The following is a 24,131-nucleotide window of genomic DNA, read 5'->3' as shown; positions in this document are numbered from 1 at the left end:
ATATAATAAATTATATAAATAAAAAGCTTTAAATTTAGGGATTTACACATTTAAATATAAATATATATATTTCATAAATAAATTTATAGATCAAAGCTTGTGGATTTAAAAAGAATTTATAAAAATTTGCTTAGTAAATATTAAGTTTAGCTTAAAGCCCATTTAGATAAAATCCTTAATCGTTCTTTTATCGTAAAAAAGACAATTTGATATAAGGAAAAACAATGAGCGATATCATCGCATACAAACTAAATGGCGAAATAGTCGATACTCAAAGTATCGCAGGGCGTGAGAGTAGTGCTGAGCCTATCTATTTTGACAACTCAAAAGAGGCACTACACGTTATCAGACACTCCTGTGCGCACCTCATGGCACAAGCTATCAAATCACTCTATCCAAAGGCGAAATTCTTTGTCGGACCAAACGTAGAAGATGGATTTTATTATGATTTTAGAGTTGATGATGAGGGCACGAAGCTAGGCGAGAGCGATCTAGCTGCAATCGAAGATAAGATGAAAGAGCTTGCTGAGAAGAAATTTGATATCATCAAAACCTGCTCAACCAAAGCTAATATGAGCGATAAATTTAAAGATGACGACCTAAAGCAAGAGGTCTTAAAAAGAATTCCAGATGGCGAAGTGAGCAGCTACTCGCAAGGGGATTTTGAAGATCTTTGCCGCGGACCACACGTACCAAATACTAAATTTTTAAAATTTTTCAAACTTACACGCGTGGCTGGCGCATATCTTGGCGGCGATGAGAGCCGTGAGATGCTAACTAGAATTTACGGCACAGCCTATGCAGATAAAGAGAGCTTAAAAGAGCACATCCGAATCATCGAAGAGGCCAAAAAGCGCGACCACAGAAAGCTTGGCACCGAGATGAAACTATTTACTTTTGATGAAGAAGTGGGTGGCGGCTTGCCGATATGGTTACCAAATGGTGGACGCTTGCGCTCTAAGTTAGAGCAAATTTTATACAAAGCTCACCGCGACCGTGGCTACGAGCCAGTGCGAGGACCTGAGCTTTTAAAGGCTGACGTGTGGAGAAGAAGCGGCCACTACGCAAACTATAAAGAAAATATGTACTTTACGACGATCGACGAGACAGAGTATGGCATCAAGCCGATGAACTGCGTTGGTCACATCAAAGTCTATCAAAGTGATATCAGGTCTTACCGCGATCTACCGCTTAAATTTTTCGAATACGGCGTCGTACATCGCCATGAAAAAAGTGGCGTTTTACATGGACTTTTTAGAGTTCGCGAATTTGCACAAGATGACTCACATATCTTTTGTATGCCAAGTCAAATCAAAGAAAATATCCTAGAAATTTTAAAATTTGCTGGCAAGATAATGGAAAATTTTGGCTTTCACTATGAGATGGAAATTTCGACCAAACCTGCAAAAGCGATCGGCGGAGATGAAATTTGGGAAACGGCGACCAAAGCGCTAAAAGAAGCTCTTGATGAAAATGGCTTTAAATACGGTATCGATGAGGGCGGCGGCGCATTCTACGGTCCAAAGATCGACATTAAAATCACTGACGCGCTAAAGCGAAAATGGCAGTGTGGCACGATACAGGTGGACTTTAACTTGCCAGAACGTTTTGATCTAGGCTACATCGACGCAAATAACGAAAGACAGCGCCCTGTAATGCTCCACAGAGCTTTACTTGGTAGTTTTGAGAGATTTATAGGAATTTTACTTGAGCACACTGCTGGTGAGTTGCCATTTTTCATCGCTCCTACTCAGGTCGTCATCGTGCCTATTAGTGACACGCATTTAGAATACGCAAAAGAAATTTCACGTGAGCTAAGAAAGATCAACGTCGATAGCGAGATAGCAAGTAAAAATGAGAGTTTAAATAAGAGAATAAGAACGGCAGAAAAACAAAGGGTGCCTATGATAGTCGTGCTAGGAGACAACGAAGTAGCGAACAAGAGCGTTGCGTTGCGCGATAGACAGGCTAGGACGCAGAGCGATATGAGCTTGGCGGAATTTATAAATTTAACGAAGGAGAAACTTAGTGAGGTACATTTTTGAGTAAGGAAAATGAAGTATTGCTCAATGAGGACATAAGGGCGAGAGAGGTAAGATGTGTAGGGGATGATGGCACGGCATACGGTGTCATCTCAAGAGAAGAGGCTTTAGAGATCTCAAATAAGCTTGGGCTTGATCTAGTGCTTATAGCGCCAGACGCGAAGCCGCCAGTTTGCAAGATAATGGACTATGGTAAATTCCGCTATCAGCAAGAGAAAAAGCAAAAAGAGGCTAAGAAAAAGCAAAAAACCATCGAGATAAAAGAGATAAAACTCTCTGTCAAGATCGCCCAAAACGATATAAACTACAAGGTTAAACACGCAAGCGAGTTTTTGCAAGATGGCAAATACGTTAAATTTCGTGTATTTTTAAAGGGTCGCGAGATGAGCACCCCAGAGGCTGGCGTAGCCATGCTTGAGAAGGTCTGGGAGATGATCAAGGATGAGGCTGACCGCGACAAAGAGCCTATAATAGAAGGTCGTTATGTAAATATGCTTGTAACTCCAAAAAAGGGTTAAATTTTCACAAAGAGCAGGCTAGGGCTTGCTCTTTGTTACATTAAATTTTTAATACAAAAACTTATAAATAATTATTTTCCAAAAATCCTATCATTTTTATATGTGTTAAATTTATGCAAAGGCGTTTGCAGGGTTGATATACCTTATGGTTAAATTTGATAGGCAAAATTTGGATGTGGTTTAAATTTAGTAAATTTTGGTCTTTACTTGCTGGAATTTACCCGCTTTGTTATCGCTCGTATGGATGTTGTGCTGAAAATATTTCTTGTGAGCTTACAAAATTTGAGTGCTTGCGTGAGTATTTTTAAGCTAAATTTTGCCTAATATCTAGCTAAATTTGGTAATGGGATATCGCTTTAATAATACTTTTTACAAAAAGCTTTGACTACTCTTGGTTTTATGTGGCGACCAAATTTGACGATAAATTTGATTGTTCGTGGATTAAATGGAGCAAATTTTAATTTTTGCTTACTAGAATTTGCTTCATCCTTTTTCTGCCAACCATTACATGGGCGCTTTGCTGAAATTTGGCTAGGTAAGGGTAACCTGTTAGAGTAAATTTGATAACTTCTTGTGAATTTTTAAGTTTATGGTACTTGTGCTTAACATTTTAAGTTAAATTTCGCTTAATAGCAGGCTAAACTTGCTAAAAAATTCGCTTGTTTGTAGTTTAAATTTATAAAAGAGAATTTTAGGCTGGGTGAGCATAAATTTACTAAATTTTATAAGCCATTTCTTGGCAAAAATCAAATACCCTATAATCTGCTTGGATAAAATTTAGTGTTTGCTCATTCTCTACCAGAACTTTTTTCATTTTGCCTTGCTATATCGATGCCAGCTAACACTATAAGAATTTCTCGATCGCAACGCGCCTGCTACAAATTTCTTCATCTTTAAACAGCCACACATAAACATACCACTCGTACAATCAAGCAAAAGCATACATGGCAAAAACTTTCAAATTTGTTGCACAACCTCGCCACTCCACCATTTGCCACCACGCCAGCTTTTTTGACAAAATTTCTATTAAATGCTCTAAAAATAGTGATCTGCTCGCCACCTTAGTATCAATATTTTAAATTTAGGCGAGCTTCAAATCCACATCTATCACGCCACCACGAATTTGTCAAAACGAACGCTGCATAAAATACTTCAAACTAGCGTAAATTTGATAGTTTGTCAGTAAAATTTGCTATACAAAAGGCAAACTCTCTTTTAGCTAAAAGCCCAAACTTATTTCATATTGGTTTACGTCCAAATTTAGCTTGGACGCAAATTTATAGAGCAAGAGCTAAAATCAGCCCTACACATATCCCTGATCTATCATCGCGTCGGCCACTTTTCTAAAGCCCGCGATATTTGAGCCAAGCACCAGATTTCCCTCGTCGCCAAACTCCTTGCTAGTCTCGTAGCTAAGCTCAAAGATATGATTCATTATGCCGTGCAGTCTGTGATCGACCTTTTCAAAGCTCCATGCGGTCATGCCGGCATTTTGCATCATCTCAAGACCTGACGTGCCCACGCCGCCCGCGTTTGCCGCCTTTGCCGGAGCGAAGTAAAAATCCTTTTGCGCTAGCATAAAATTTATCGCATCAAGCGTGCTTGGCATATTTGCGCCCTCAGCCACGAAACGGCAGCCGTTAGCGTAGAGCGTCTTTATGTCGGCTAGATGCAGCTCGTTTTGCGTCGCGCACGGAAACGCCCCGTCGCACGGCACGTCCCACACGCCGTTTCTGCCCTCTTTGTACTCGCCCACGCTTACGTATTTTGCGTTCGGTCTAAATTTAACGTATTCGCTAAGGCGCGCGCGTTTGACCTCTTTTAGCTCTTTAAGCACCGCTAGATCGATGCCCTCGGCGTCGTAAACGTATCCGTTTGAATCAGAAACCGTGATAGGCAGCGCGCCTACTTGATAGAGCTTTTCTACCGTGTATATGGCGACGTTTCCGCTACCGCTTATGCTGCATTTTTTGCCTTCTAGCCCAAGCCCAGCTTTTTGCAGCATATTTTGCGTAAAATAGACTAACCCGTATCCAGTCGCTTCCGTACGCGCTAGGCTGCCGCCCCAGTTTAAGCCTTTGCCCGTGAGTATGCCGTCAAATCTGCCCGTGAGTTTTTTATACTGCCCAAACATATAGCCGATCTCGCGCGCGCCCACGCCGATGTCGCCTGCGGGTACGTCTACAGTGTTGCCGATGTGGCGGTATAGCTCGCTCATAAACGCTTGGCAAAAGCGCATTATCTCGCCCTCGCTCTTGCCTTTTGGATCAAAGGTGCTGCCGCCTTTTGCGCCGCCGATATTTACGCCCGTGAGCGAATTTTTAAAAATTTGCTCAAATCCAAGAAATTTTAGTACGCCAAGATCGACGCTAGGATGCAGTCTGATACCGCCTTTATAGGGGCCCACGGCTGAGTTAAACTGCACGCGGTAGCCGTTATTTACCTGCGGTCTGCCGTCGTCGCCCGTGTATGTGACGCGAAATATCACCGTGCGCTCAGGGATGACGATGCGCTCTAGGATTGCGTGTTTTTGGTACTTGCTCTCTCTTTTTATAAGCGGCTCGAGGCTATTTAAAACCTCGGTCGCAGCCTGGACAAAGACGCCTTGACCCGGATTGGTCTTTTTTATCCACTCCATCGTTTTTTCGATGTACTCGCTCATTTTGGCTCCTATTCGTCAAATTTTCGTAGTTGAATATTAACTCTCATAGAAAAAATTTTTATTTAAATTTATTTTTATATTTTTATTTTAGGCAATGAGCGTTACATATCGAAACTAAATTTATAAAAAGTGGTTTTTGTTTCGATCGCTGGGATAAATTTATAAAATAGAATTTAGGCTGAGTGGAGCCTAAATTTACTAAATTTGCGCCATCTCTTGCCAAAAATCAAGTGCTGTGTCGTCTGCTTGGACAAAATTTAGGATATGCTGGGCTGATGGCATGGCTTCATCATTTAGTCTTGCTATATAGGTGCTGGCAAGCGCTATGAAAAATTTTTCAAAGTCGCTTGCGACGCACCTGCTGCAAAGCTCCTCATCTCCAAAGAGCCATGCATAGACCGCGCCACTCGTGCAATCAAGCAAAAATATCCACGGATCACCCACGGCAAAGACTATCAAATTTAAAGGGCGAGCTTCACCTTGCCACCATTTGCCACCAAACTCATCTACGCTATTTAGCCGTACTAGCTCACTCACGTAATCGCCTTTGGAGCCAAATTTGACATTGCAAATTTCAAAATTTCCAAGGTCAAATTTGCTTAAAAGCTTTGTAAATTTAGCTGGGAAATTTATGCCAAGAGCTTCTTGTGCGTTTTTAAGTGCTTGTGCGGTGGCTTTAACATCATTTTGAAGCAAGAGTCTCATGCCAGTCATACCCTCTTGCTCTAGTGGCAAGAAAATTTGATCTAATTTTTGAGCTATCTGGTTTAACTTTAAAAACATATCAGTCCTTTAATCTGCTAAATTTTGGCAAATTTTATCAAATTTAACTCGGTGCGCTTTTAATTTTGACCCATTTGTCCCCAAATTTAGACCACAATCTTCATAAATTTAAGAAGCTGGCAGAGATAACTAAGAAAACTAGCAATCACTAAATGCGAGATGTTGCAAAGAGTTAATGATGAGGTAAATTAGCTTGATAAAGCAGCGTAGCCCATAAAAGAGATTTATAACGATGCTAAAACATACGAACTTGAGGCTTTTGCGTGCGCATGAGCTCGCCATTTATGATGGAGTGCAAAGAAATTTTGGGTGGCGCAGCGATCAATAATGAAGCAAAAGATGAAAATTTAAACGCGAGTGTGCCGCCTAAAGAGCATAGTACAAGAATAGGCAAAACTATCTGGTGGCTAAAGCTTGGCACATATTTCCACACGCCAGTTTATCTGTGTGAGGGGGATGTTTTACTTTATATCTCTACGCCGTGGATGTAAAAAGTGACGGGCGATATTTAAATTTAAAACCAGTTGCACGGAGTACTTTGCTTGGATTAATGGTCAAATTTTGTTCGCAAATCACAAAAATAAGCCAGTTTTGATAAGCGCTAGAAATGGCTTGCTTTTAAAAGAGATAGGGTTTGAAATTTTGGTTTAGTTACAGATCAGATTATACTAGTAAGCGGTGGCAGGCTCTACGCCTTGGCAAATGACGGAGCTAAAATTTACGCAGTTTGCGCGAAAATTTAGCCTTGGCGGAATTTATCGCCAAAGCCGCAATGAGATAAATTCATCTCTTCTTTTTATATCTTTTTATCGCCTCTACGATGACCTCTTCTAGGTCGTCATTTGGCTCTTTGTTCATATCATCATAGGTATTTTCAAGGATAGTTTTTAAGTTTTTCTCAACGTAGCTAGTATCGAAAAATCCTCTTCTAAACTCCTTGCTTTTGCTGATCGTTAGCAAAAATGGGATGATCGTTCGCACGCCTTCGATGGTAAATTCTTCAAGTGCTCTTTCAAGCTTATTTACCGCTAGATCGTAGTCGGTCGCCTTTACGATCAGCTTTGCGATCAAAGAGTCATAAAATGGCGGTATGGTGTAGTCCTTATAGACGTGGCTATCGACGCGCACAGATGGACCAAGTGCTGGATAGTAGCCCTCGATAGTGCCTGGTGCTGGGATGAAATTCTCCCAGACATTTTCAGCTGTGATCCTTGCCTCTATCGCGTAACCACGTGGCTTGATGTCACTTTGTTCGATCTCTAAAATTTCACCAGCTGCGATCCTTATCTGCCTAACGACTAAGTCGTGGCCGGTGATTTCTTCGGTGATGCCATGTTCCACTTGGATACGAGTGTTCATCTCCATGAAGTAAAAGTTGTTGTAGTCATCTAGTAAAAACTCGATCGTTCCTACGTTTGAGTAGCCCACAGCCTTTGCAGCGGCCACCGCAGTCACGCCCATAATCTTTCTTAAATTTTCACTGATCGATGGGCAAGGTGCGATCTCGATAATCTTTTGGTGGCGCCTTTGGATAGAGCAGTCACGCTCGCAAAGGTGGATGATGTTGCCGTAGTTGTCGCCTAAAATTTGAAACTCGATGTGGCGAGGATTTACGACAAGCTTCTCCATAAAAACTTCATCGTTATTAAAGTAGGTCTTTGCCTCTCTGGTGCAAGACTCAAAGGCATCTTGCATATCTTCTTCTTGCCAAACTTCTCTGATGCCACGGCCACCACCACCACCGCTTGCTTTTAAAATGACTGGGTAGCCGATGCGTCTAGCGTGCTCTTTTATGGCATCCATACTCTCGTCATTTAGCTTTTCTGTGCCTGGAACGATTGGTATGCCGTTTCTCTTCATTAGGTATCTTGCGATATTTTTATCACCCATTTTTCTTATCACTTCAGCCTTTGGACCGATAAAGATAAGCCCAGCATCCTCAACTGCCTTTGCAAATTCGTAGTTTTCGCTTAAAAAGCCGTATCCTGGGTGTATCGCATCAGCCCCGCACTCTTTAGCAAGCTTTACGATCGCTTTGGCGTCAAGATAGCCTTTGATCGGATCTTCGCCTACTTGATAGGCCTCATCAGCGATCCTTACATGCAAGCACTCGCTATCTGGCGCTGTGTAAATTCCTACGCTTTGGATGTGTAAATCCCTACAAGCTCTGACTATCCTAACTGCGATCTCACCACGATTTGCGATAAGAATTTTATGTATCATAGGCTATCCTTTTTGAGTTTTTCCTATCATATAACTATTCGTTTTATTTTTAGATAAATTTATTAAGTCTAGTTTTAAAATTTGAGTGCAAAGGCTAAATTTACACTCAAATTTTTCTATCTATTGATGATTTGTGGAAAAGGTGTGGCTAGGGCTTTTTTGCTAAAATCTTGCGACTCTATTGTGAAATTTGCAGCAAATCTTTGAATGCCCTCTTTTTTATAAGCGCGCCTTTGGATGGTAAAAAGGACTAAATTTCCGCCTTGTTTGGTGTAGCGATATATCGAGTGCTCGGCTGTTGGCACGCCATTTAGGTTTGAAAATATCGTGATATCAAGATAAATTTCATTTGCTAGTGAGCCCTTTTTATAAGCCACTTTTAGCCCTTTTGCTTTTAGCTCTTTTAGATCATTTATCTTTTGCTCGACTGCTTGCTCGACTGTAGCGTCAAATTTAAGCGTGTTTAGCGAGAGCATGTAGCTAAAACTATCTAGCTTTTCGCCAGGCAGTAAGTACTCCTGCGTGAATAAATTTGGCACAGGCTTGGCTGAGCCTGCTAGCGAGTAGAGTCTGTTGTCAAATTTTATCTGCATCGGCTCAAAGTACTGAGTCGCTGCAAGTAAGAGTGCCGGCAAAGCAATAAATGCTAAAAATTTCTTCATCAAATTCCCTTAAAATGGATTTACTATCATGACCCAGATGATGATAAGCATCGCGATAGTTGGCACTTCGTTGTAGGCTCTAAAAAAGATGCCACTTTTGTTACAGCGTTTTTCTTTGAGCTGCTTCATGTAGCGTCCAAGGTCTAGGTGATAGATAGCCATTAAGATGACAACTAAAATTTTAACATGGATGTGACCAGTTTTTATAAGATCAGGCATAGCCATAAGTATCAAAATGCCAGTTACAAATGAGCCAATGAGTGCGACCCAACCGATGTAGTGATACATCTTATACTCCATCACTTCGACCACTTTTACAAAGTCTGGCTTGTTCATGTTTTCTACGTGATAAACGTAGAGCCTTGGCTGATAAAACAGCACTGCCATCCACGAGATGAAAAACAAATAGTGGAGGTATTTTAAGTAAAGATAATATTCTGCCATAACGTCTCCTTATCTAAAAAGTATCTCTTTTCTAGCTTCAAATTCAGCCTTACTGATCGCACCACTCTCAAAAAGCTCGTAAAGCCTTTTTAAGTCGTCCTCTTTATCTTTTAGTTTTAGTCTCTCTTTTAGCTCGACTTTTTGTAAATTTTTCTCGACATAAGCGCCAACTAAAAATGCATCGATGATCCACCAAATGCCCCAAATAGCCAAAAATAAGTAGCCAATGAGGATGATTTGCAAAGAGTAACCGATAAAAAATAGTCCCATCATCAAAAAACCAGTGATAAATTTACCAAGGTAAATTCTATGCGCTCCAAGCCAGCCAGTAAGTAGCCAAAGCGCGTATGCGACGTAGATATTATTTCCCACTCTCTCTCCTTTTCCTAAAACTTTGCCAAAGTATCATCACCACGCAAAGATCGATCATCACATCGGCGAAGTTAAAGACCGCAAAGTTAAACCACTTATGCCAAAAGACGTAATCCACGACGCCGCCATGGATAAATCTATCTGTGATATTTGAGCTGCCAGCTCCTAGCAAAGCTCCAAGCCAAATGGCATGCGAGCAAAGCAGTTTTTTCTCAACGACCAGATAGACAAAAACGCCTAAAATGAGGGCGATTTGGATAAATTTTAGCCACTCATCTAAAAAGGCTAACATCGAAAATGCAACGCCCTTATTATATGTAAGAACTAGCGAAAAAAACTCTCCGTCCCACGAAAAACCATCTATAAATATCATCTTTATCGCTTGATCAACGATAAAAATGATAAAAAATGCGATGAAAAATTTAACTAAGCTTTTACGCATTTAGGGCTTTTACAAAAAATTTCTCAACTTCATCCATGCGTTTTTCAACTAAAGTTTGATTTTTGCCCTCAAGCAAAAGTCTGATCAAATTTTCAGTGCCAGAGTATCTAAAGAGCGATCTTATGCCCTCTTTTGCGAGGCTAGCTTCAAGCTCTTTTAGTCCCTCTATCTTATCAAGCGGCTTTTTCTCTGTGATTTTTAAATTTAGCAAAATTTGCGGATATGGCTTTAGCTCGCCAAAAATTTCACTAGCTTTTTTGCCTTTTTTAAGCATCATAGCAACTACTTGCATTGAGGTAACAAGGCCGTCGCCAGTCTTAGCGTAGTCGTTAAATATCACGTGACCGCTTTGCTCACCGCCAAAATTTATACCATTTTCTTTCATCATCTCAAGCACGTATTTATCGCCTACGTTTGAGCGAAGTAGCTTGATCTTATGAGCTTTTAGATAGTCATCAAGTGCAGCGTTACTCATCACCGTAGCCACGATGGCTCCGCCTTTTAGCGCCTTTTGCTCGTGCAAAAATGCAGCTAGTGAGCCAAGTATCGCATCGCCATGCACAACTTCGCCGTTTTCGTCAACTACTACAAGCCTATCAGCATCGCCGTCAAATGCAAAGCCGATGTCGGCACGAAGCCTTTTTACCTCGCTCGCTAGATCTTCTGGGTGAAGTGCGCCACAGTTTTGGTTGATGTTGCTACCATTTGGCTCGTTGTTTATGACGATGACATCAGCTCCAAGCTCGCTAAATACAGTTGGCGCGACCTTGTAAGCAGCTCCATTTGCCACATCTAAAACTACTCGTAAATTCTTTAAATTTAGCTCTTTTGGGAATGAATTTTTGATCTGCACGATATATCTGCCGATAACATCGTCGATCCTCTTGTTTGCGCCGATCTCTGTCATCGTCTTTTGGGCGTTTGCGATGAGCTCATCGTCGTAGAAAATTTTCTCGATCTCAGCTTCTATTGTCTCATCAAGCTTGTTGCCAAAGCTATCAAAAAATTTGATGCCGTTATCGTAGTATGGGTTGTGTGAGGCGCTTATCATTATGCCAGCGTCACAGCGCATATTTTCTGTTAAAAATGCTATCGCAGGTGTTGGCATAGGGCCTATTTGAAGGACGTTGTAGCCAACTGCAGTTAGTCCTGCAACGATGGCGGTTTCTATCATATAACCACTTTTTCTAGTGTCCTTTCCAACCAAAATCACATTTGTCGCTGAGGTCTTTCTAAAATAAATTCCAGCTGCCATTGCAAGACGCATAGATGTTTGAGCTGAAAGCTTCTCGCCAGCTTTTCCACGAACTCCATCCGTTCCAAATAGTTTCATAAATTTATCCTTTTTATTATAAAATTGTGCTATTTTATCAGAATTTACCTAATTTAAAATCTAAAATTTTACTTTCATTAAGGATGACTTAAATTAAGGTTAAATTTATTATATCTTTAATATAATCACCGACTAAAATTATTCAAAAAGGTATATTATGGCAAACCATAAATCTGCTGAAAAAAGAGCTAGACAAACTATAAAAAGAACAGAAAGAAATAGATTTTACCGCACAAGACTTAAAAATATAACAAAAGCAGTGCGTGTAGCTGTAGAAGCTAAAGATCTAAATGCTGCAAATGAAGCTTTAAAAGTTGCTAATAAAAGTATCCACAGCTTCGTAAGTAGAGGCTTTTTGAAGAAACAAACTGCTGCTCGTCGCGTTAGTCGTCTTGCACAATTAGTAAATACTCTAAAAGCTGCTTAATTTATAAAATTTAATGTTTGCTGATAAACTTCATCCATTTTTGGATCGCTATAATGAAATTTCTACGCTTCTTAGCGATCCAAATATAGCAAACGATATCGAAAAGATGACAAAGCTCTCAAAAGAGCAATCATCTATCGAACCAGTCGCATCTGCCTCAACAAAATATCTAGAAATTTTAAAAGACATCGATGAAAATAAAGCCCTACTTGAGGACTCTGAACTTGGTGAGCTTGCAAAAGACGAGCTTAAAAATTTAGAAATTTCAAGAGAGAAGCTTGAAGAAGAGATCAAAATTTTACTTCTTCCAAAAGATCCAAACGATGATAAAAATATATTTTTAGAAATTCGCGCAGGCACTGGCGGCGATGAGGCTGCACTATTTGTTGGAGATCTTTTTAACGCTTACATCAGATACGCAGAGCTTCGTGGATATAAATTTGAGATCGTTAGCCAAAGCGAAGGCAATACTGGCGGCTTTAAAGAGATTATCGTACTTATAAAAGGCAAAGGTGCTTACTCAAGACTAAAATTTGAAGGCGGCACGCATAGGGTTCAGCGTGTACCAGAGACTGAGAGCCAGGGCAGGGTGCATACTTCGGCTGTGACTGTGGCTATTATGCCAGAGGTCGAGGATAGTGAGATCGAGATCAATCCAAATGATATAAGAGTCGATGTGATGAGAAGCTCAGGTCACGGCGGTCAGTCAGTAAATACAACTGATAGTGCCGTTAGGATCACGCACATACCAACTGGACTTGTTGTCACAAACCAAGATGGCAAGAGCCAGCACAAAAATAAAGAAGCTGCGATGAAGGTGCTAAAAGCTAGACTTTACGAGATGCAAGAGCAAGAGAGACTTGCTAAAGAGACTAGCGAGCGCAAGAGTCAGGTCGGCACTGGAGACCGCTCAGGTAGGATAAGAACTTATAACTATCCGCAAAACCGCATAAGCGATCACCGCATAAATTTAACACTTTATCGCCTTGATGCGATCATGGCTGCAGGGCTATTTGACGAGATCATTGAGCCGCTTATCACTCACTATCAAGCAGAAGCGATGCTTGAAGCTGGCATTTAAGTTTTTAAATTTACACTTCAAATTTTATATTTTTTCTTTATCTAAAAACATTACTTTAACTTAAAAATATCTTTAAATTTATCCAGCTTTAAAGCCAAATTTACAAGAATTTTACAAAAATAGATATTTAGAAGTAGTAGTTAGTAATATTTTTTCTCATTTTTTTTAAAATAATATAAATTAAATTTTTAGATTTTATTTCTCAAATAGCGATTTATAGGGCATTTAAAAGTATAAAATTTTTATTTTTGATATTATAATTTTGTATAAATAGCTTTTAAGTTTTGCTTAATAATTCTACCTTACAATTTCACCATAATTTAATTCAAAACAAGGAGACAAAATGTCAATAAGTGCAAGAAATCAACTAAATGTTGAGATCACAGAGGTAAGAACAGGTGCGGTAAATTCGCTAATATCTGCTAAGCTTGCAGGTGGTGAAGTGCTAAAAGCAACTGTTACAGTTGATAGTGAAAAAGGTCTTGATCTTAAAGTTGGCAAAAAAGCTATCTTTTTATTCAAAGCTTCAAGCGTTATCGTTTCAAAAGATGACAGCATTAAGCTTAGCGCTACAAACCAAATAAAAGGCACTGTAAGCGAGATAAAAGACGGAGCTGTAAATGCTGAAGTTATTATCGATGTAAATGGCAGCAAAATTTCTGCTATCATTACAAGAGAGTCAGTTAGTAGCCTAGCTTTAAAAGCAGGAGATAAAGTAACTGCAATTATCAAAGCAACTCAAATCATAGTTGGTGTTAAATAATTTACGGAGCAATTTTGCTCCGTTCATTCTAAATTAAAATCTATTCTTAAACTAAAACCAAAATACTCTAAAATTTATCAACTAAGTTATAAATTTAAATAAGCCGTAGTGAATATTTTTAAAGCTATTTACTTAAAAATTTTATAGGAAGATTTATATTATTTTTTACTTTTATAGCCTATCCGCCATTTTAAGCAGAACATGGCACGCCAAAAGTTCACCAAACAATAGGCAGCCAAATATCAACACAAAAACCCAAGTCATAAGCTCTCAAACAGCTATGCCTATACCAAATTTATATGCAGCTGGCGAGATCACAGGTGGCGTTTATGAGCCATTCGTCTAGGTCCAGTCATGATAACTGACCACTTAACATTTGGCATGATCACTACTAAGACTATAGGATAAAAAGATGCGGTAAGCGTTTGCTCACCACTATAAATTTTTAAATCTATAAACTCCGTTTTTCACTCGCTCAAAAATTTTCTTCTCTTCAAGCAACTTAAAGGTATTTATCACGGTTGGTTTGCTCACATCTAGCTTTTCACAAATTTCTGAAATTTTTACTACAATGAAGCCATTTTCATCACAGCTTTTAACTAGCAAATTTATAATTTCTACCTTTTTCTCGCCAATTATTGCCTTGTAAATTTCTTCATTCATGCTAGATCCATTTATATCCTATTGCCACGCACCAAAGCGCGCCACATAAGAAATTTGAGATCATCACGGCCGCACTTCCAGCGTCCTTTGCAGCCTTTGCTAGGGCGTGATAGTCTGGGCTTGCAAGATCGGTCACTCGCTCTAGGCCCGAGTTTAGGCACTCGCAAACTAGCACAAATGCCATGCTAAAGATCAAAAATAGATTAAAAATAAGGTCAAATTTCCAAAAAAATAGCGAGATCGTAGCCATCAAAAATATGCAAATTTCTATGCGAAAGCTCTTTTCGTTTTTGAAAATTTCAGCCAAACCCTCTCTTGCATAGCCAAAATTTTTAAAAAATTTATACTCTGGCTGGTTTCTCATAACTTTCCTTTTTGCGATTTTTGGCATAATTATAATTAAAAAAAGGATGAAATTTGAAACTTATTAGCTGGAATGTAAATGGCCTTAGAGCACTTGTAATAAAAGATGGTTTCGCGTGGCTTACGGAGCAAAAGCCTGATTTTTTGGCGCTTCAAGAGATTAAAGTCAAAGAAAGTGACGTACCAAAGGAAATTTACAACCTTGGCTTTAAAGATATAAGTGTAAACTCAGGCGAGAGAGCCGGATACTCTGGCGTGATGAGCCTAGCAAATTTTGACATTTCTACACAAAAGGCAGCCTTCTTTGACGACACGGAAGGGCGTGTTTTGGAGCATAGATTTAATGATATCGTGCTTTTTAATATCTATTTTCCAAACGGACAAAATGATGACGAGCGCCTAGCCTATAAAATGGATTTTTATGAGAAATTTTTAGCTTACTGCAAAGAGCTTATAAAAAGCGGCAAAGAGGTGATATTTTGTGGTGATGTAAATACCGCTCACCGCGAGATCGACCTTAAAAACCCAAAGGCAAACTCTAAAACTTCAGGCTTTTTGCCTATCGAGCGAGCGTGGATAGATGAGGTGCTAAAAAGTGGCTTTATAGATACCTTTAGAGCCATAAATGGCGATATTACGGACGCTTATTCGTGGTGGAGCTACCGCTTTAGCGCAAGGGCAAAAAATGTCGGCTGGAGGATTGATTATTTCTTTATATCGCAAGGATTAAAGGATAGGCTAAAAGACGCATTTATCTTGCCAGAGATCACAGGCAGCGATCACTGCCCAGTCGGGATAGATATAGAAATTTAGCCACTATTCCATTCTACGAGGCTTGCCCAGTAAGAAACCTTGTGCGTAAGGTATTCCAAAATTTTTGATTTGGTTTAAAATTTCTTCTGAGCTTGCGAACTCGGCTACTATTTTGTAGCCTTGTTTTTTTGCAAAGCTTACGATGGTTTCTACTAGAACTCTAGCATTTTCGTCAAATGGAAGCTTTTTGATTATCGAGCCATCTATCTTTATGGTGTCTATATCAAGCTCCAAAATTCGGTAATAGTTTGAGTATCCTGAGCCAAAGTCATCAATCGAAATTTTACATCCATAGCCTTTGACGCGTTTTATGAAAGAATTTACCGCAACATAGTCGCTAAGCTCTTCGCTCTCTAGCATTTCAAAACAAATTTTATTAGGATCTTTGCACTCTATTAGTTTATTTTCTATAAGCTCTCTCATACTAGCGTCGGCTATGTCTGTATTAGATAAATTTATTGAGAATGTATAGTCTGGATATTTTTTGGCTAAATCAAATGCAAGGGCTATAACTTTTTTGGTTATTTGCGGATATAACTGAGTTTTCATAGCAATATCTAAAAATTCGCCCGGATAGTGTATCTTGCCATTTTGATCGATTATACGAACCAAGACTTCATAATACTTTGCTTCGGTCTCATTTTCTTCTAAGTTAAAGATGCCTTGTGCTTCTACTATGACTCTATCGTTTTCTAACGCATCTTCGATTAGCTGAACTGCCAGCTGGTTTTTGTGATATTTCATCTCAATGGCGTCATTTTCTAGATAGTAGTAAATATTGCTACCATTTTCTATTGCGAGCTGATTTGCAAGGACTGATTGCATTAGGCGGTTAGTTTGTGGGGTATCGTTTGGCAATGAAACACCAAACACCATCTTTATGCCTGGTAAGTTTTCAAATTTTTCATCAATAGCGACATTTATTCTATTTGAACCAAAATATTCTCTAATATATTCAATATCTCTTACGATATTATCACCTTCATACCATATATAAAATGCGTCATCTTGAAATCTAAATAGCTTTGCTTTTATCTCAGAAGTATCTATACAAAGCTTTAGTGTATCAGCTACTGCTTTTAGCATTGCATCGATAATCTTAGTTTGATAAAAGAATCTTAAAATTTTAAAATTCTTAATGCTTAAGCAAATGAGCACTCCATCTTTTTGTGCGTCTAAAATTTCAGTTAAAGCAAAGTAATTGCCAAAGCCTGTTAGTTTATCGATTGAAGATTGTATTTTTATTTGTTCATTTTTTTGAGTTAGCTCGTTTAGTATCAGTGTCTCTTTAGTCCTATCAAGTTTTACCGCTATATAGCCCTCAAATTTATTTTTAAAGAAAAATGGCGAAAATTTTACCTTTTCATATAAAAAATCACCGCTTTTTGTTCTACTTATAAGCTCATCGCTCTCCCAAGGTAGAGATTTTTGCACAGCCTCTTTTATAGATTCATAAAAGCTTTGCGGGTGCATATATGATTTTAGTATTCTAGGGTTTTTGCCTATTATTTCTTTTAGCTTGTAGCCAGTTTTTTCTTCAAAGGTTTTATTTACGTATGAAATCCTATTGTATTTATCGCAATAGATAATAGAGCTATGATCGTTTTCAACCGTGGATCTTAAGAGTTTTATCTGTCTTAAACGCTCTGAGGCCATTTTGATTTGATAGAGGCCAAATGCACAAAATATTATAAATGTAAGTAGGCAAATTATCTGAGCTATTTTTGCGTTATTCACCTCATCAGAGTGAAATTCTAGGATTTTGTTTCTAAAATTTTCTATTAGATTATCAAGATGTAGCTCTTTTGCACTATTTGAGATTGTACGTAAAGTTTTTGTAGCTTGAGTCGCATAAAGCATCTTGTCTAATATATTTTGAGCTTTTTGGTTATCTTTATACTCATTTTTATACATTTTTATTTGCTTTGAAATTTCATCTATTACTTCAGGACTAAGCATCAAAGCGCCTTTTATCGCATAGAATACAGCCTCAAGCTTATTTGGAAGTGCGAGATTTTGTATTTCATATTGACTTATTTGGATATAAGAATCTATAGATGAGTTTACATAAGCTGATCTTTGTGTAAAAAATACTTTTTTAATAAATGTATCTTTTATGTTTTGTAGATCTTTTGTTATTTCATTTTGATGAAATAACAACATCTCATCACTAAGCATTGAAAGGTTGCTCAAATTTGTATCAAAAGAATTTATGTCAGCATTGAGTTTGTCGTAGTTTGAGACATCATAAATATTATTCAAAGAAAAAGTTATCTCATTGTCTATAAATTTTAGATTTAAAATTCCATCATCAAATTTATGAGCTGCACCAATAGCTATATTTGCTTTATATATAAAAAATGCACTAATGAAAAATATAGCTGTTAAGACGCTAAGTATGGTTTTTATTCGTTTAGTACTCATTTAGTATCCTAGGCTTTTTACCATTTAATGTCAGAAAAAATGAGTATAAAGCATCAATTTCATCTTTGCTAAGAACGTATCCTAGCTGGTAGTTACCAATAAAGCTTATAGCCTCTTTTAGATCATTTATCTCTCCATGGGATAAATATGGGGCAGTTTTTGTAATATTTCTTAGTGATGGCACTCTTCTTAATCTTTTGCTTGTATCTAAGGCAGAAATTTTTTCTCGGCCAATATCTTGTGTCAAATTTCCTCCCAAATTTCTACCATTATGACAAGCGGCACAGCCTATATTATTGAATATCTCAAATCCTTTCTTTGCGCTATCATCTATGGCATTGTTATCACCTGATATAAAACGATCAAATGGCGAATCAACACTTAAGACAGCCTTTTCAAACTCAGCTATTGCATCTGCAATATTATCAAAATTAATGCCGTCATTATAAATTTTTTTAAATAAAATTTTGTACTCAGAGATGTTATTTACAGAATCCACTATCTTGTCGTTATCCGAGTTTAGTTCTATTCTAGAAGTTATGGACTCTTTTACTTGATCTTTTAAATTGCTAATCTTTGCATCGCTATAAAATAGATAGTTTGCTGCAGCATTTAATATGGTTGGAGGATTTAAAGTGCCTTTTTCCATGCTATCTTGGTTGCTTCCGCTTAAATTCCAATACAAGTTATGACAAGTTTGGCAAGAGTAGTTTTCATTTGGGCTTAGTCTCTTGTCAAAAAAGAGTTTTTTACCAAGCAGAGCCTTTTCTTCATTATATTTTACTACCGTGAGAGGTTTATAAGATTCATATTTACAAAATGAAATCGTGATGATAAATAGACAAAGTATAACGCCCTTCATAACGCCCCTAAATTTTAATTTTCTTTTTTATATCGGCAAATTTTTGATTTTTTATATAGTACATTATTTTATTGTTTTTTTGAAATTTATGATACAATTCGCTCGATTTAGAAAATATTTATATTTCATGGAGGAGAAGTCATGAAAAAAGGCTTTACGATGATTGAGTTGATCTTCGTGATCGTTATATTGGGCATATTAGCTGCGGTTGCTATACCAAAATTAGCTGCAACAAGGGATGATGCAGAGATATCAAAAACCGCTTCAAATATACAAACACTTATTTCGGACTTGGGTTCTTACTATACTTCGCAAGGTGAATTTGCTACTGATTCGGATATTAAAGAAGCTGTCAAAAAAATGTCAAATGTAAAAACACCAGTAAAAGCAAAAGATGATGAGTGTTTAGAAGTACGTCCTGGAAATAATACTACTGGTGAGATAGGAATAACTATAAAAACAGGCGGTCTTTGCAAACAAGTTTGGGGCTTGCCAGGCTTAGTAGATGTTAAAGCCTTAATCGAAAGTACTACCGACAACAAGACAGCTAATACACTTAAATTTGGTGGCATGGGCATAAAATATAAATAAAATTTTTAGCAAGGTATTTTCCTTGCTTTTTATGATTTTTGGCCTACTAAATTTTTAATACAACAAAGACTGATAGAAATACAAATTTTTTACACAAATAATTTATATACATAAAAATAAGCTTTCTAAGATTTAATGCGTTGCCAAAAGGTATCAAATCTTAACTTCTACTAAATAGGCAATGGCTTTTTATTAAATTTAATCGATTTTTATCCTTTACAAATTTTAAAGATAAAAAACGTAAAATCAAGCCATGGATTTACTAAAAGACCCGTTAAATAAGCTCATCATCTCGCTTTCGCTTCCAGCTGGCACCGCAATGATGTTTAATACTCTTTATAACGTCACTGGTACATTTTTTGCAGCAAAAATTTCTACCCTTGCCGTAGCTGGTATGGCTATGAGCTTTTTACTTTATCTAAGTATTGTAGGCATTGGGCTTGGTTTTGGCTCAGCACTAACTGCGCTAATAGGCAATAGTCTTGGAGCAGGAAAAGTAAAAATGGCTAAATTTTATGCGGCAAATGGAATTATCTTTGTGTTAGTATTTGCTATTTTTATGGGGTTTTGTGGCTATTTTTTAGCACCGAATTTGCTCACTTTTTTAGGAGCCGATCATCACTATTTAAAAGAGGCTCTTGATTACGCAGGTGTTATCTTTCTTGCTACACCGTTTTTCTTGATTATTAAATCTCTAAACGGCGTACTCGTGGCACTTGGAGATACAAAAAGTTACCGCAATTGGCTATTTTATGGCCTTTTTATCAATGCATTTTTTTGCTACTTTTTTGCATTCATTTTGGATCTTGGCGTAAAAGGACTCGCTCTAGCAACAGCTAGTGTTCAGCTTTTGGGCATGATCTACCTTTTTGCAAAAGTTAAAAAAGCTAAGATGATCGAGCTAAGAAATTTAAGCTATTTTGTGCCAAATTTTAGCATTTGGGCAAAGATTACAAAGCAAGCTCTACCAGCTTGCTTAAACTATCTATCGATGTCGCTTGGCTCACTTGTGCTTTTAAAATTTATAAGTTACTATGGCGTAAATGCCGTAGCAGGATATGGCATAGCTTTAAGGATAGAGCAAATTTTGGTATTGCCGACCATTGGTATGGCCGCAGCAGTTTTAAGTATCGTTTCAAGAAACTATGGTGCTAAAAATTTTAAAAGAGCCAAGCAATGCTATAAAATTTCGCTTCTTTTTTTACTTATTTATTGTGCATTTGCTTGTGTTTTTATTAGATTTTTTGGTGAAGATATGATAAGAATTTTTGATGATACACCGGCAGTTTTGGAAATAGCAGGGCTTTATCTTGGTATAAATTCTCTTGCTTACGTAGCTTATGGCACGATAAATGTCTCAGGCAGCACTCTTCAGGCCATAAAACGTCCAGTGGCTATCTTTTTGCTAAATGGATTTAGGCAATTTGTACTTCAAGGATCACTTTTTTACGCAGTAGTTTTCTATTTTAATCTTGAGATAAAATTTATATGGCTGGCTCTATTTTTTAGTGTCTATCTCACAGCCATTTGCTTCGTCTTTTGGACGCTTTATCAGCTAAGAAGGGCTACTGGCGTAAGCTTTTAAATTTAAAACAAAAAGCAAAAAAGCAAAGTGAAGCAACTAAGATTATGCTAGCTCCACCTGTTAGGTTAAAATAAAAGCTAATAAACAGACCGCTAAAACAAAAAACGACTGAAAAGATAGTAGAGATTAGCATCATCAGCCCCAGTCTTTTGGCAAAAATTTGTGCTAAATATGGCGGTATAGTAAGAAGAGCGATGACTAAAATAAGCCCAACAACACGGATCGTAGCCACCACACAAAGTGCCATCATACATACTAATAAATAGTGAAAAAATGTTGTATTTACGCCGCGCAGCTTTGCAAACTCTGCATCAAAGCTAATAGCTACAAATTGACGGTAAAAAAGGGCAATGAGCGTTAAAAATAAGATATCCAAAATACTCATAAACGTTATATCTTGTCCGCTCACTGCTAAGATGGAGCCAAAAAGATAGCTCATAAGATCGGCATTGTATCCCGGAGTTAAATCGATAAAAATGATACCAATAGCCATGCCAAATGCCCAAATAGCACCGATAACTGAGTCGATGTTGGTTTTATCTTTTAATGTGATAGTGGCGATTATAAGGGCTAAAAAGAGTGAGAATATGCTAGCTCCAAGAAGTGGTTCAAGCGAGAAGAAAAAAGCAAGTCCGATGCCGCCATATGCTCCGTGTGCGATACCGCCAGCGATAAAAGTCATTTTATTTATAACAACGAGCGAGCCTATGAGCCCACAAATGATACTAACTAAAATGCCAGCAATAAAGGCATTTTGCATAAAATTTAACTCTAAAATTTCACTCATTTTATCTCTTTAGCTTAAAAACATTACTTTTGATTTTGCACTCACATTCGCCAAGTGCGATCTCAACGTCACAAAAATGGCTATGAGATTTTGCTAAATGCTCTATAAATTCTCTTTTTGCAGTATCTTCATGAGTTTTATGAATATGTAAATTTTTACTCACATAGGCGATTTTTGTAGCATAATTTAGCACGATATTTAGATCGTGACTTACTAAAACTACGCCAACACCACTTGCATTTATATTTTTTAAAATTTCATAAATTTCAGCCTGGCCCTTTGTGTCGATACTAGCTGTTGGTTCGTCTAAAACGAGAACTTTTGCATTTGCACAAAGCGCTCTTGCGATATATACACGCTGTCTTTGACCACCGCTTAGCTCACCAATTCTAGCGCTTGCAAATTCTTTCATGCCAACTTTCTCAAGGGCAGCAAGAGCCATTTGTTTCTCACCTCGCGAGTAAAAACCAAAAATTTTTTTGTCTATTAGCCCCATTAAAACTACTTCTAAAACCATCATTGGAAAGCTTTGATTTGAGAGAAAATTTTGAGGCACATAACCTATAAATTTACTGACTTCACTTGGCTCTTTTCCAAAGAGCTTTATCTCGCCACTTTGAGGTTTAAGTAGCCCTAAGATAAGCTTTAAAAGCGTACTTTTACCGCCACCATTTGGGCCTATGATAGCTAAAAACTCATCGCTACTATAATCTAAATTGATACCTTCTAAAACCACTTGCTTATCGTAGCTAAAGTTTAAATTTCTAATTTTTATAATTTCTTTCAAAACAGACTCTTTTGCGTAAATGTCGTAGTAAAAATAAAAAGTCCAAGCCAAAGCATAACGCTAAGTGCCATAAATTCGGCATAGATTTTAAACTTTTTTAACTTAATATTTGTGCTCTCGTTTATCTTGGCTCCAAAAATAGCCGCTAAAAATATCACTGCACTCATGCCAAGTGCCATAAATACGCCACTTATAACGCCTGCAAAATAGCTGCCTAGCTCATTTGCTAGCACAAAGACAAGTATCGTACCAGGACAAGGAATAAGTGCCGCAGCAGCCGCAACCAGCCATTCTTCTTTGTTTTTTGGTTTTTTTGTAGTACAGATATTACAGCCACAGTCGCTAGTAAATTTTGTATTTTTACTCAAATTTTGGCTTAAACTTGAGCTAAAAATATAAAATTTATTTAACTCTTTTTTGCTTGAAAGATAAATTTTGACCTTTTTATAAAGCATAAAAATCGCTACAAAAAAGATAATAACGCCAGAAAATGCTGTCGTAACACTTGCTGTATCTTTTGTCAGATCGCTACTGATCTCACGTAATATCATAAAACTAGCAAGCACAAAAATAAACGCACCCACAACATGTAAAAATCCGATCTTTAAAGAGAAGAAAAAGGCTTTGGCGTAGCTTCCACCAGTTGCGGCAAAATAGGAGCTTGTAAGCACCTTACCATGTCCTGCAGATGCAGCATGCAAAAAGCCATAACCAAATGATATGAGCGCTAAAAATAGCAGAGTTAGCGGACTTTTTTGATCAAAATTTCTTAGAATTTGCTTTAATCTATCAAGCATGCTTAGACTTGTTTTTGAAACAAGATCAAACTTAGCTTCATCGATTTTATCGATCTGGCTTAAATTTTCATCTTCAAAATTTACTGAGTTTGGCTCTTTTAGAAGCTCTTTTAATGCAGGTTTTTCGTTATGAGCTTTGGCTACAGCTTTACTTGAAAATGTAAAAAATATTAAATTTGCATTTGGATTTGGTATCGTCCAAAACTGATCTGACACTAAAAATGCGTTGTTTTGTGTAAATTTAAAATTAAAATATCCCTCTTTGTCGTCCATTTCGACAGACACCACAAAGCCATCTTTGATAAGCAAATTTGTCTTAAAACTAACATCAAATTTTAATCTACCCTCATCAAAATAGAGTTTATACTTTTTTAAATTTAACTCAAGCTTTGTAGCATTTTCATCTTTGTAAAAGTACTCAATATTCGTTAAATAGTGCCTTGGCACAAGATAATCAAGTAAATTTAAGCGGATCTTTTTGATCTCGCTTTCATCTATCTTTTCATCCTGATTTAGGTCAAAATTTTGCCTCATAAGCTCTGAGAAATTTTGTGAAAATATCCATGAAAAGGCAATTGTAGTGATATTGTTTTCATTTGAGTCAAATTTAACGCTCACGTGAGCGGTTGGGCTATAAAGTGAGCAAAGAGCACACCCGAAGGCATTTATAGCGAAGAAGCAAATGACAATCAGGCGTGCTAACATTT

25 protein-coding genes and 1 pseudogene are annotated in these 24,131 nt (G+C 37.6%); 11 read left to right on the top strand and 15 right to left on the bottom strand.

Annotated features, from left to right (window positions below; genetic code table 11):
* Positions 1–224 precede the first annotated feature (224 nt).
* The 3 genes from thrS to TH67_RS10260 all read left to right on the top strand — a co-directional run bounded on the left by thrS (position 225) and on the right by TH67_RS10260 (position 2,868).
* Complete coding sequence (thrS, locus tag TH67_RS01555; RefSeq protein ID WP_072594046.1) at positions 225–2,045, top strand: threonine--tRNA ligase; 1,821 nt, start codon at positions 225–227, stop codon at positions 2,043–2,045.
* On the top strand, positions 2,042–2,560 hold the full coding sequence (infC, locus tag TH67_RS01550; RefSeq protein WP_072594045.1) for a translation initiation factor IF-3: 519 nt from the start codon (positions 2,042–2,044) through the stop codon (positions 2,558–2,560). Before thrS ends, infC begins: the two co-directional genes overlap by 4 nt.
* A gap of 155 nt (positions 2,561–2,715) precedes the next feature.
* The gene (locus tag TH67_RS10260) at positions 2,716–2,868 is read left to right on the top strand and encodes a hypothetical protein (RefSeq protein WP_159070044.1); all 153 of its coding nucleotides are present in this window, start codon (positions 2,716–2,718) and stop codon (positions 2,866–2,868) included.
* A 995-nt stretch (positions 2,869–3,863) separates the two neighbouring features.
* Here TH67_RS10260 and gdhA read toward each other — a convergent pair.
* A complete protein-coding gene (gene gdhA, locus TH67_RS01545) occupies positions 3,864–5,222 on the bottom strand; it encodes an NADP-specific glutamate dehydrogenase (RefSeq protein ID WP_072594044.1) in 1,359 nt (452 codons plus the stop codon).
* 198 nt (positions 5,223–5,420) lie between these two features.
* Positions 5,421–6,005 (bottom strand): SMI1/KNR4 family protein, encoded by a 585-nt coding sequence (locus TH67_RS01540; RefSeq protein WP_072594043.1) that lies wholly within the window; start codon positions 6,003–6,005, stop codon positions 5,421–5,423.
* A 269-nt stretch (positions 6,006–6,274) separates the two neighbouring features.
* Between TH67_RS01540 and TH67_RS01535 the strand changes: the two genes are divergently transcribed.
* Positions 6,275–6,496 carry a hypothetical protein gene (locus TH67_RS01535; RefSeq protein WP_141081769.1) on the top strand — a complete coding sequence of 74 codons (222 nt, stop codon included), beginning with the start codon at positions 6,275–6,277 and terminating at the stop codon, positions 6,494–6,496.
* A gap of 292 nt (positions 6,497–6,788) precedes the next feature.
* Here the strand turns inward: TH67_RS01535 and TH67_RS01530 are convergent, their stop codons facing one another.
* The 6 genes from TH67_RS01530 to glmM all read right to left on the bottom strand — a co-directional run bounded on the left by TH67_RS01530 (position 6,789) and on the right by glmM (position 11,481).
* Positions 6,789–8,228, bottom strand: a complete 1,440-nt coding sequence (locus TH67_RS01530) for an acetyl-CoA carboxylase subunit A (protein ID WP_054195976.1) — start codon at positions 8,226–8,228, stop codon at positions 6,789–6,791.
* A 116-nt stretch (positions 8,229–8,344) separates the two neighbouring features.
* The gene (locus TH67_RS01525) at positions 8,345–8,890 is read right to left on the bottom strand and encodes a hypothetical protein (RefSeq protein WP_072594041.1); all 546 of its coding nucleotides are present in this window, start codon (positions 8,888–8,890) and stop codon (positions 8,345–8,347) included.
* A gap of 9 nt (positions 8,891–8,899) precedes the next feature.
* On the bottom strand, positions 8,900–9,334 hold the full coding sequence (locus TH67_RS01520; RefSeq protein WP_072594040.1) for a CopD family protein: 435 nt from the start codon (positions 9,332–9,334) through the stop codon (positions 8,900–8,902).
* A gap of 9 nt (positions 9,335–9,343) precedes the next feature.
* Positions 9,344–9,706, bottom strand: coding sequence for an NINE protein (locus tag TH67_RS01515; RefSeq protein ID WP_072594039.1), 363 nt, complete (start codon positions 9,704–9,706; stop codon positions 9,344–9,346).
* Positions 9,696–10,148: a signal peptidase II gene (gene lspA, locus TH67_RS01510; protein ID WP_072594038.1), complete on the bottom strand. Its 453-nt coding sequence runs from the start codon at positions 10,146–10,148 to the stop codon at positions 9,696–9,698. Before lspA ends, TH67_RS01515 begins: the two co-directional genes overlap by 11 nt.
* Positions 10,141–11,481 (bottom strand): phosphoglucosamine mutase, encoded by a 1,341-nt coding sequence (gene glmM, locus TH67_RS01505; RefSeq protein ID WP_004317384.1) that lies wholly within the window; start codon positions 11,479–11,481, stop codon positions 10,141–10,143. The genes lspA and glmM overlap by 8 nt, the downstream gene beginning before the upstream one ends.
* A 157-nt stretch (positions 11,482–11,638) precedes the next feature.
* Here glmM and rpsT point away from each other — a divergent pair, with 157 nt between their 5' ends.
* The 4 genes and pseudogenes from rpsT to TH67_RS10540 form a co-directional block, all read left to right on the top strand.
* On the top strand, positions 11,639–11,908 hold the full coding sequence (rpsT, locus tag TH67_RS01500; protein WP_004317319.1) for a 30S ribosomal protein S20: 270 nt from the start codon (positions 11,639–11,641) through the stop codon (positions 11,906–11,908).
* A gap of 13 nt (positions 11,909–11,921) precedes the next feature.
* Positions 11,922–12,989: a peptide chain release factor 1 gene (gene prfA / locus TH67_RS01495; protein WP_072594037.1), complete on the top strand. Its 1,068-nt coding sequence runs from the start codon at positions 11,922–11,924 to the stop codon at positions 12,987–12,989.
* Positions 12,990–13,332: 343 nt separating this feature from the next.
* Positions 13,333–13,752: a TOBE domain-containing protein gene (locus TH67_RS01490; protein WP_072594036.1), complete on the top strand. Its 420-nt coding sequence runs from the start codon at positions 13,333–13,335 to the stop codon at positions 13,750–13,752.
* 173 nt (positions 13,753–13,925) lie between these two features.
* Positions 13,926–14,160 (top strand): annotated as a pseudogene (locus TH67_RS10540) (FAD-binding protein); the annotation flags it as partial.
* 27 nt (positions 14,161–14,187) lie between these two features.
* Here the strand turns inward: TH67_RS10540 and TH67_RS01480 are convergent.
* A complete protein-coding gene (locus TH67_RS01480; protein WP_072594035.1) occupies positions 14,188–14,415 on the bottom strand; it encodes a replication/maintenance protein RepL in 228 nt (75 codons plus the stop codon).
* Position 14,416: 1 nt separating this feature from the next.
* Complete coding sequence (locus tag TH67_RS01475) at positions 14,417–14,779, bottom strand: diacylglycerol kinase (RefSeq protein WP_072594034.1); 363 nt, start codon at positions 14,777–14,779, stop codon at positions 14,417–14,419.
* 53 nt (positions 14,780–14,832) lie between these two features.
* Between TH67_RS01475 and TH67_RS01470 the strand changes: the two genes are divergently transcribed.
* Entirely contained in the window at positions 14,833–15,591 is a 759-nt protein-coding gene (locus tag TH67_RS01470; protein WP_072594033.1) for an exodeoxyribonuclease III, read from the top strand.
* 3 nt (positions 15,592–15,594) lie between these two features.
* Here the strand turns inward: TH67_RS01470 and TH67_RS01465 are convergent, their stop codons facing one another.
* Complete coding sequence (locus tag TH67_RS01465; protein ID WP_072594032.1) at positions 15,595–18,015, bottom strand: bifunctional diguanylate cyclase/phosphodiesterase; 2,421 nt, start codon at positions 18,013–18,015, stop codon at positions 15,595–15,597.
* A complete protein-coding gene (locus TH67_RS01460) occupies positions 18,005–18,877 on the bottom strand; it encodes a cytochrome-c peroxidase (RefSeq protein ID WP_072594031.1) in 873 nt (290 codons plus the stop codon). The genes TH67_RS01465 and TH67_RS01460 overlap by 11 nt, the downstream gene beginning before the upstream one ends.
* Positions 18,878–19,018: 141 nt before the next feature.
* Here TH67_RS01460 and TH67_RS01455 point away from each other — a divergent pair, with 141 nt between their 5' ends.
* Both TH67_RS01455 and TH67_RS01450 read left to right on the top strand, forming a co-directional pair.
* On the top strand, positions 19,019–19,468 hold the full coding sequence (locus TH67_RS01455) for a type II secretion system protein (protein WP_072594030.1): 450 nt from the start codon (positions 19,019–19,021) through the stop codon (positions 19,466–19,468).
* Between the two features lie 253 nt (positions 19,469–19,721).
* Positions 19,722–21,053 carry an MATE family efflux transporter gene (locus tag TH67_RS01450; RefSeq protein ID WP_072594029.1) on the top strand — a complete coding sequence of 444 codons (1,332 nt, stop codon included), beginning with the start codon at positions 19,722–19,724 and terminating at the stop codon, positions 21,051–21,053.
* On the opposite strand, the gene TH67_RS01445 is transcribed toward TH67_RS01450, so the two are convergent.
* The 3 genes from TH67_RS01445 to TH67_RS01435 are packed head-to-tail and all read right to left on the bottom strand — an operon-like array spanning position 21,034 to position 24,129.
* Positions 21,034–21,840 carry a metal ABC transporter permease gene (locus tag TH67_RS01445; RefSeq protein ID WP_072594028.1) on the bottom strand — a complete coding sequence of 269 codons (807 nt, stop codon included), beginning with the start codon at positions 21,838–21,840 and terminating at the stop codon, positions 21,034–21,036. The genes TH67_RS01450 and TH67_RS01445 overlap by 20 nt on opposite strands.
* A 1-nt stretch (position 21,841) precedes the next feature.
* A complete protein-coding gene (locus tag TH67_RS01440; RefSeq protein WP_072594027.1) occupies positions 21,842–22,627 on the bottom strand; it encodes a metal ABC transporter ATP-binding protein in 786 nt (261 codons plus the stop codon).
* Positions 22,624–24,129, bottom strand: a complete 1,506-nt coding sequence (locus TH67_RS01435) for a nickel/cobalt transporter (RefSeq protein ID WP_072594026.1) — start codon at positions 24,127–24,129, stop codon at positions 22,624–22,626. Before TH67_RS01435 ends, TH67_RS01440 begins: the two co-directional genes overlap by 4 nt.
* Between the last annotated feature and the right edge of the window lie 2 nt (positions 24,130–24,131).

This window comes from Campylobacter concisus, from assembly GCF_001891085.1.
Classification (GTDB): domain Bacteria; phylum Campylobacterota; class Campylobacteria; order Campylobacterales; family Campylobacteraceae; genus Campylobacter_A; species Campylobacter_A concisus_O.
This window is presented reverse-complemented; position numbering and strand designations above follow the sequence as displayed.

Bases quoted from the DNA above. Each gene is read 5' to 3' on its own strand.
- thrS (WP_072594046.1), top strand. From the start codon at position 225: ATGAGCGATATCATCGCATACAAACTAAATGGCGAAATAGTCGATACT.
- gdhA (WP_072594044.1), bottom strand. From the start codon at position 5,222: ATGAGCGAGTACATCGAAAAAACGATGGAGTGGATAAAAAAGACCAAT.
- TH67_RS01540 (WP_072594043.1), bottom strand. From the start codon at position 6,005: ATGTTTTTAAAGTTAAACCAGATAGCTCAAAAATTAGATCAAATTTTC.
- TH67_RS01535 (WP_141081769.1), top strand. From the start codon at position 6,275: ATGAGCTCGCCATTTATGATGGAGTGCAAAGAAATTTTGGGTGGCGCA.
- TH67_RS01530 (WP_054195976.1), bottom strand. From the start codon at position 8,228: ATGATACATAAAATTCTTATCGCAAATCGTGGTGAGATCGCAGTTAGG.
- TH67_RS01525 (WP_072594041.1), bottom strand. From the start codon at position 8,890: ATGAAGAAATTTTTAGCATTTATTGCTTTGCCGGCACTCTTACTTGCA.
- TH67_RS01520 (WP_072594040.1), bottom strand. From the start codon at position 9,334: ATGGCAGAATATTATCTTTACTTAAAATACCTCCACTATTTGTTTTTC.
- lspA (WP_072594038.1), bottom strand. From the start codon at position 10,148: ATGCGTAAAAGCTTAGTTAAATTTTTCATCGCATTTTTTATCATTTTT.
- glmM (WP_004317384.1), bottom strand. From the start codon at position 11,481: ATGAAACTATTTGGAACGGATGGAGTTCGTGGAAAAGCTGGCGAGAAG.
- rpsT (WP_004317319.1), top strand. From the start codon at position 11,639: ATGGCAAACCATAAATCTGCTGAAAAAAGAGCTAGACAAACTATAAAA.
- prfA (WP_072594037.1), top strand. From the start codon at position 11,922: ATGTTTGCTGATAAACTTCATCCATTTTTGGATCGCTATAATGAAATT.
- TH67_RS01490 (WP_072594036.1), top strand. From the start codon at position 13,333: ATGTCAATAAGTGCAAGAAATCAACTAAATGTTGAGATCACAGAGGTA.
- TH67_RS01480 (WP_072594035.1), bottom strand. From the start codon at position 14,415: ATGAATGAAGAAATTTACAAGGCAATAATTGGCGAGAAAAAGGTAGAA.
- TH67_RS01475 (WP_072594034.1), bottom strand. From the start codon at position 14,779: ATGAGAAACCAGCCAGAGTATAAATTTTTTAAAAATTTTGGCTATGCA.
- TH67_RS01465 (WP_072594032.1), bottom strand. From the start codon at position 18,015: ATGAGTACTAAACGAATAAAAACCATACTTAGCGTCTTAACAGCTATA.
- TH67_RS01460 (WP_072594031.1), bottom strand. From the start codon at position 18,877: ATGAAGGGCGTTATACTTTGTCTATTTATCATCACGATTTCATTTTGT.
- TH67_RS01455 (WP_072594030.1), top strand. From the start codon at position 19,019: ATGAAAAAAGGCTTTACGATGATTGAGTTGATCTTCGTGATCGTTATA.
- TH67_RS01450 (WP_072594029.1), top strand. From the start codon at position 19,722: ATGGATTTACTAAAAGACCCGTTAAATAAGCTCATCATCTCGCTTTCG.
- TH67_RS01445 (WP_072594028.1), bottom strand. From the start codon at position 21,840: ATGAGTGAAATTTTAGAGTTAAATTTTATGCAAAATGCCTTTATTGCT.
- TH67_RS01435 (WP_072594026.1), bottom strand. From the start codon at position 24,129: ATGTTAGCACGCCTGATTGTCATTTGCTTCTTCGCTATAAATGCCTTC.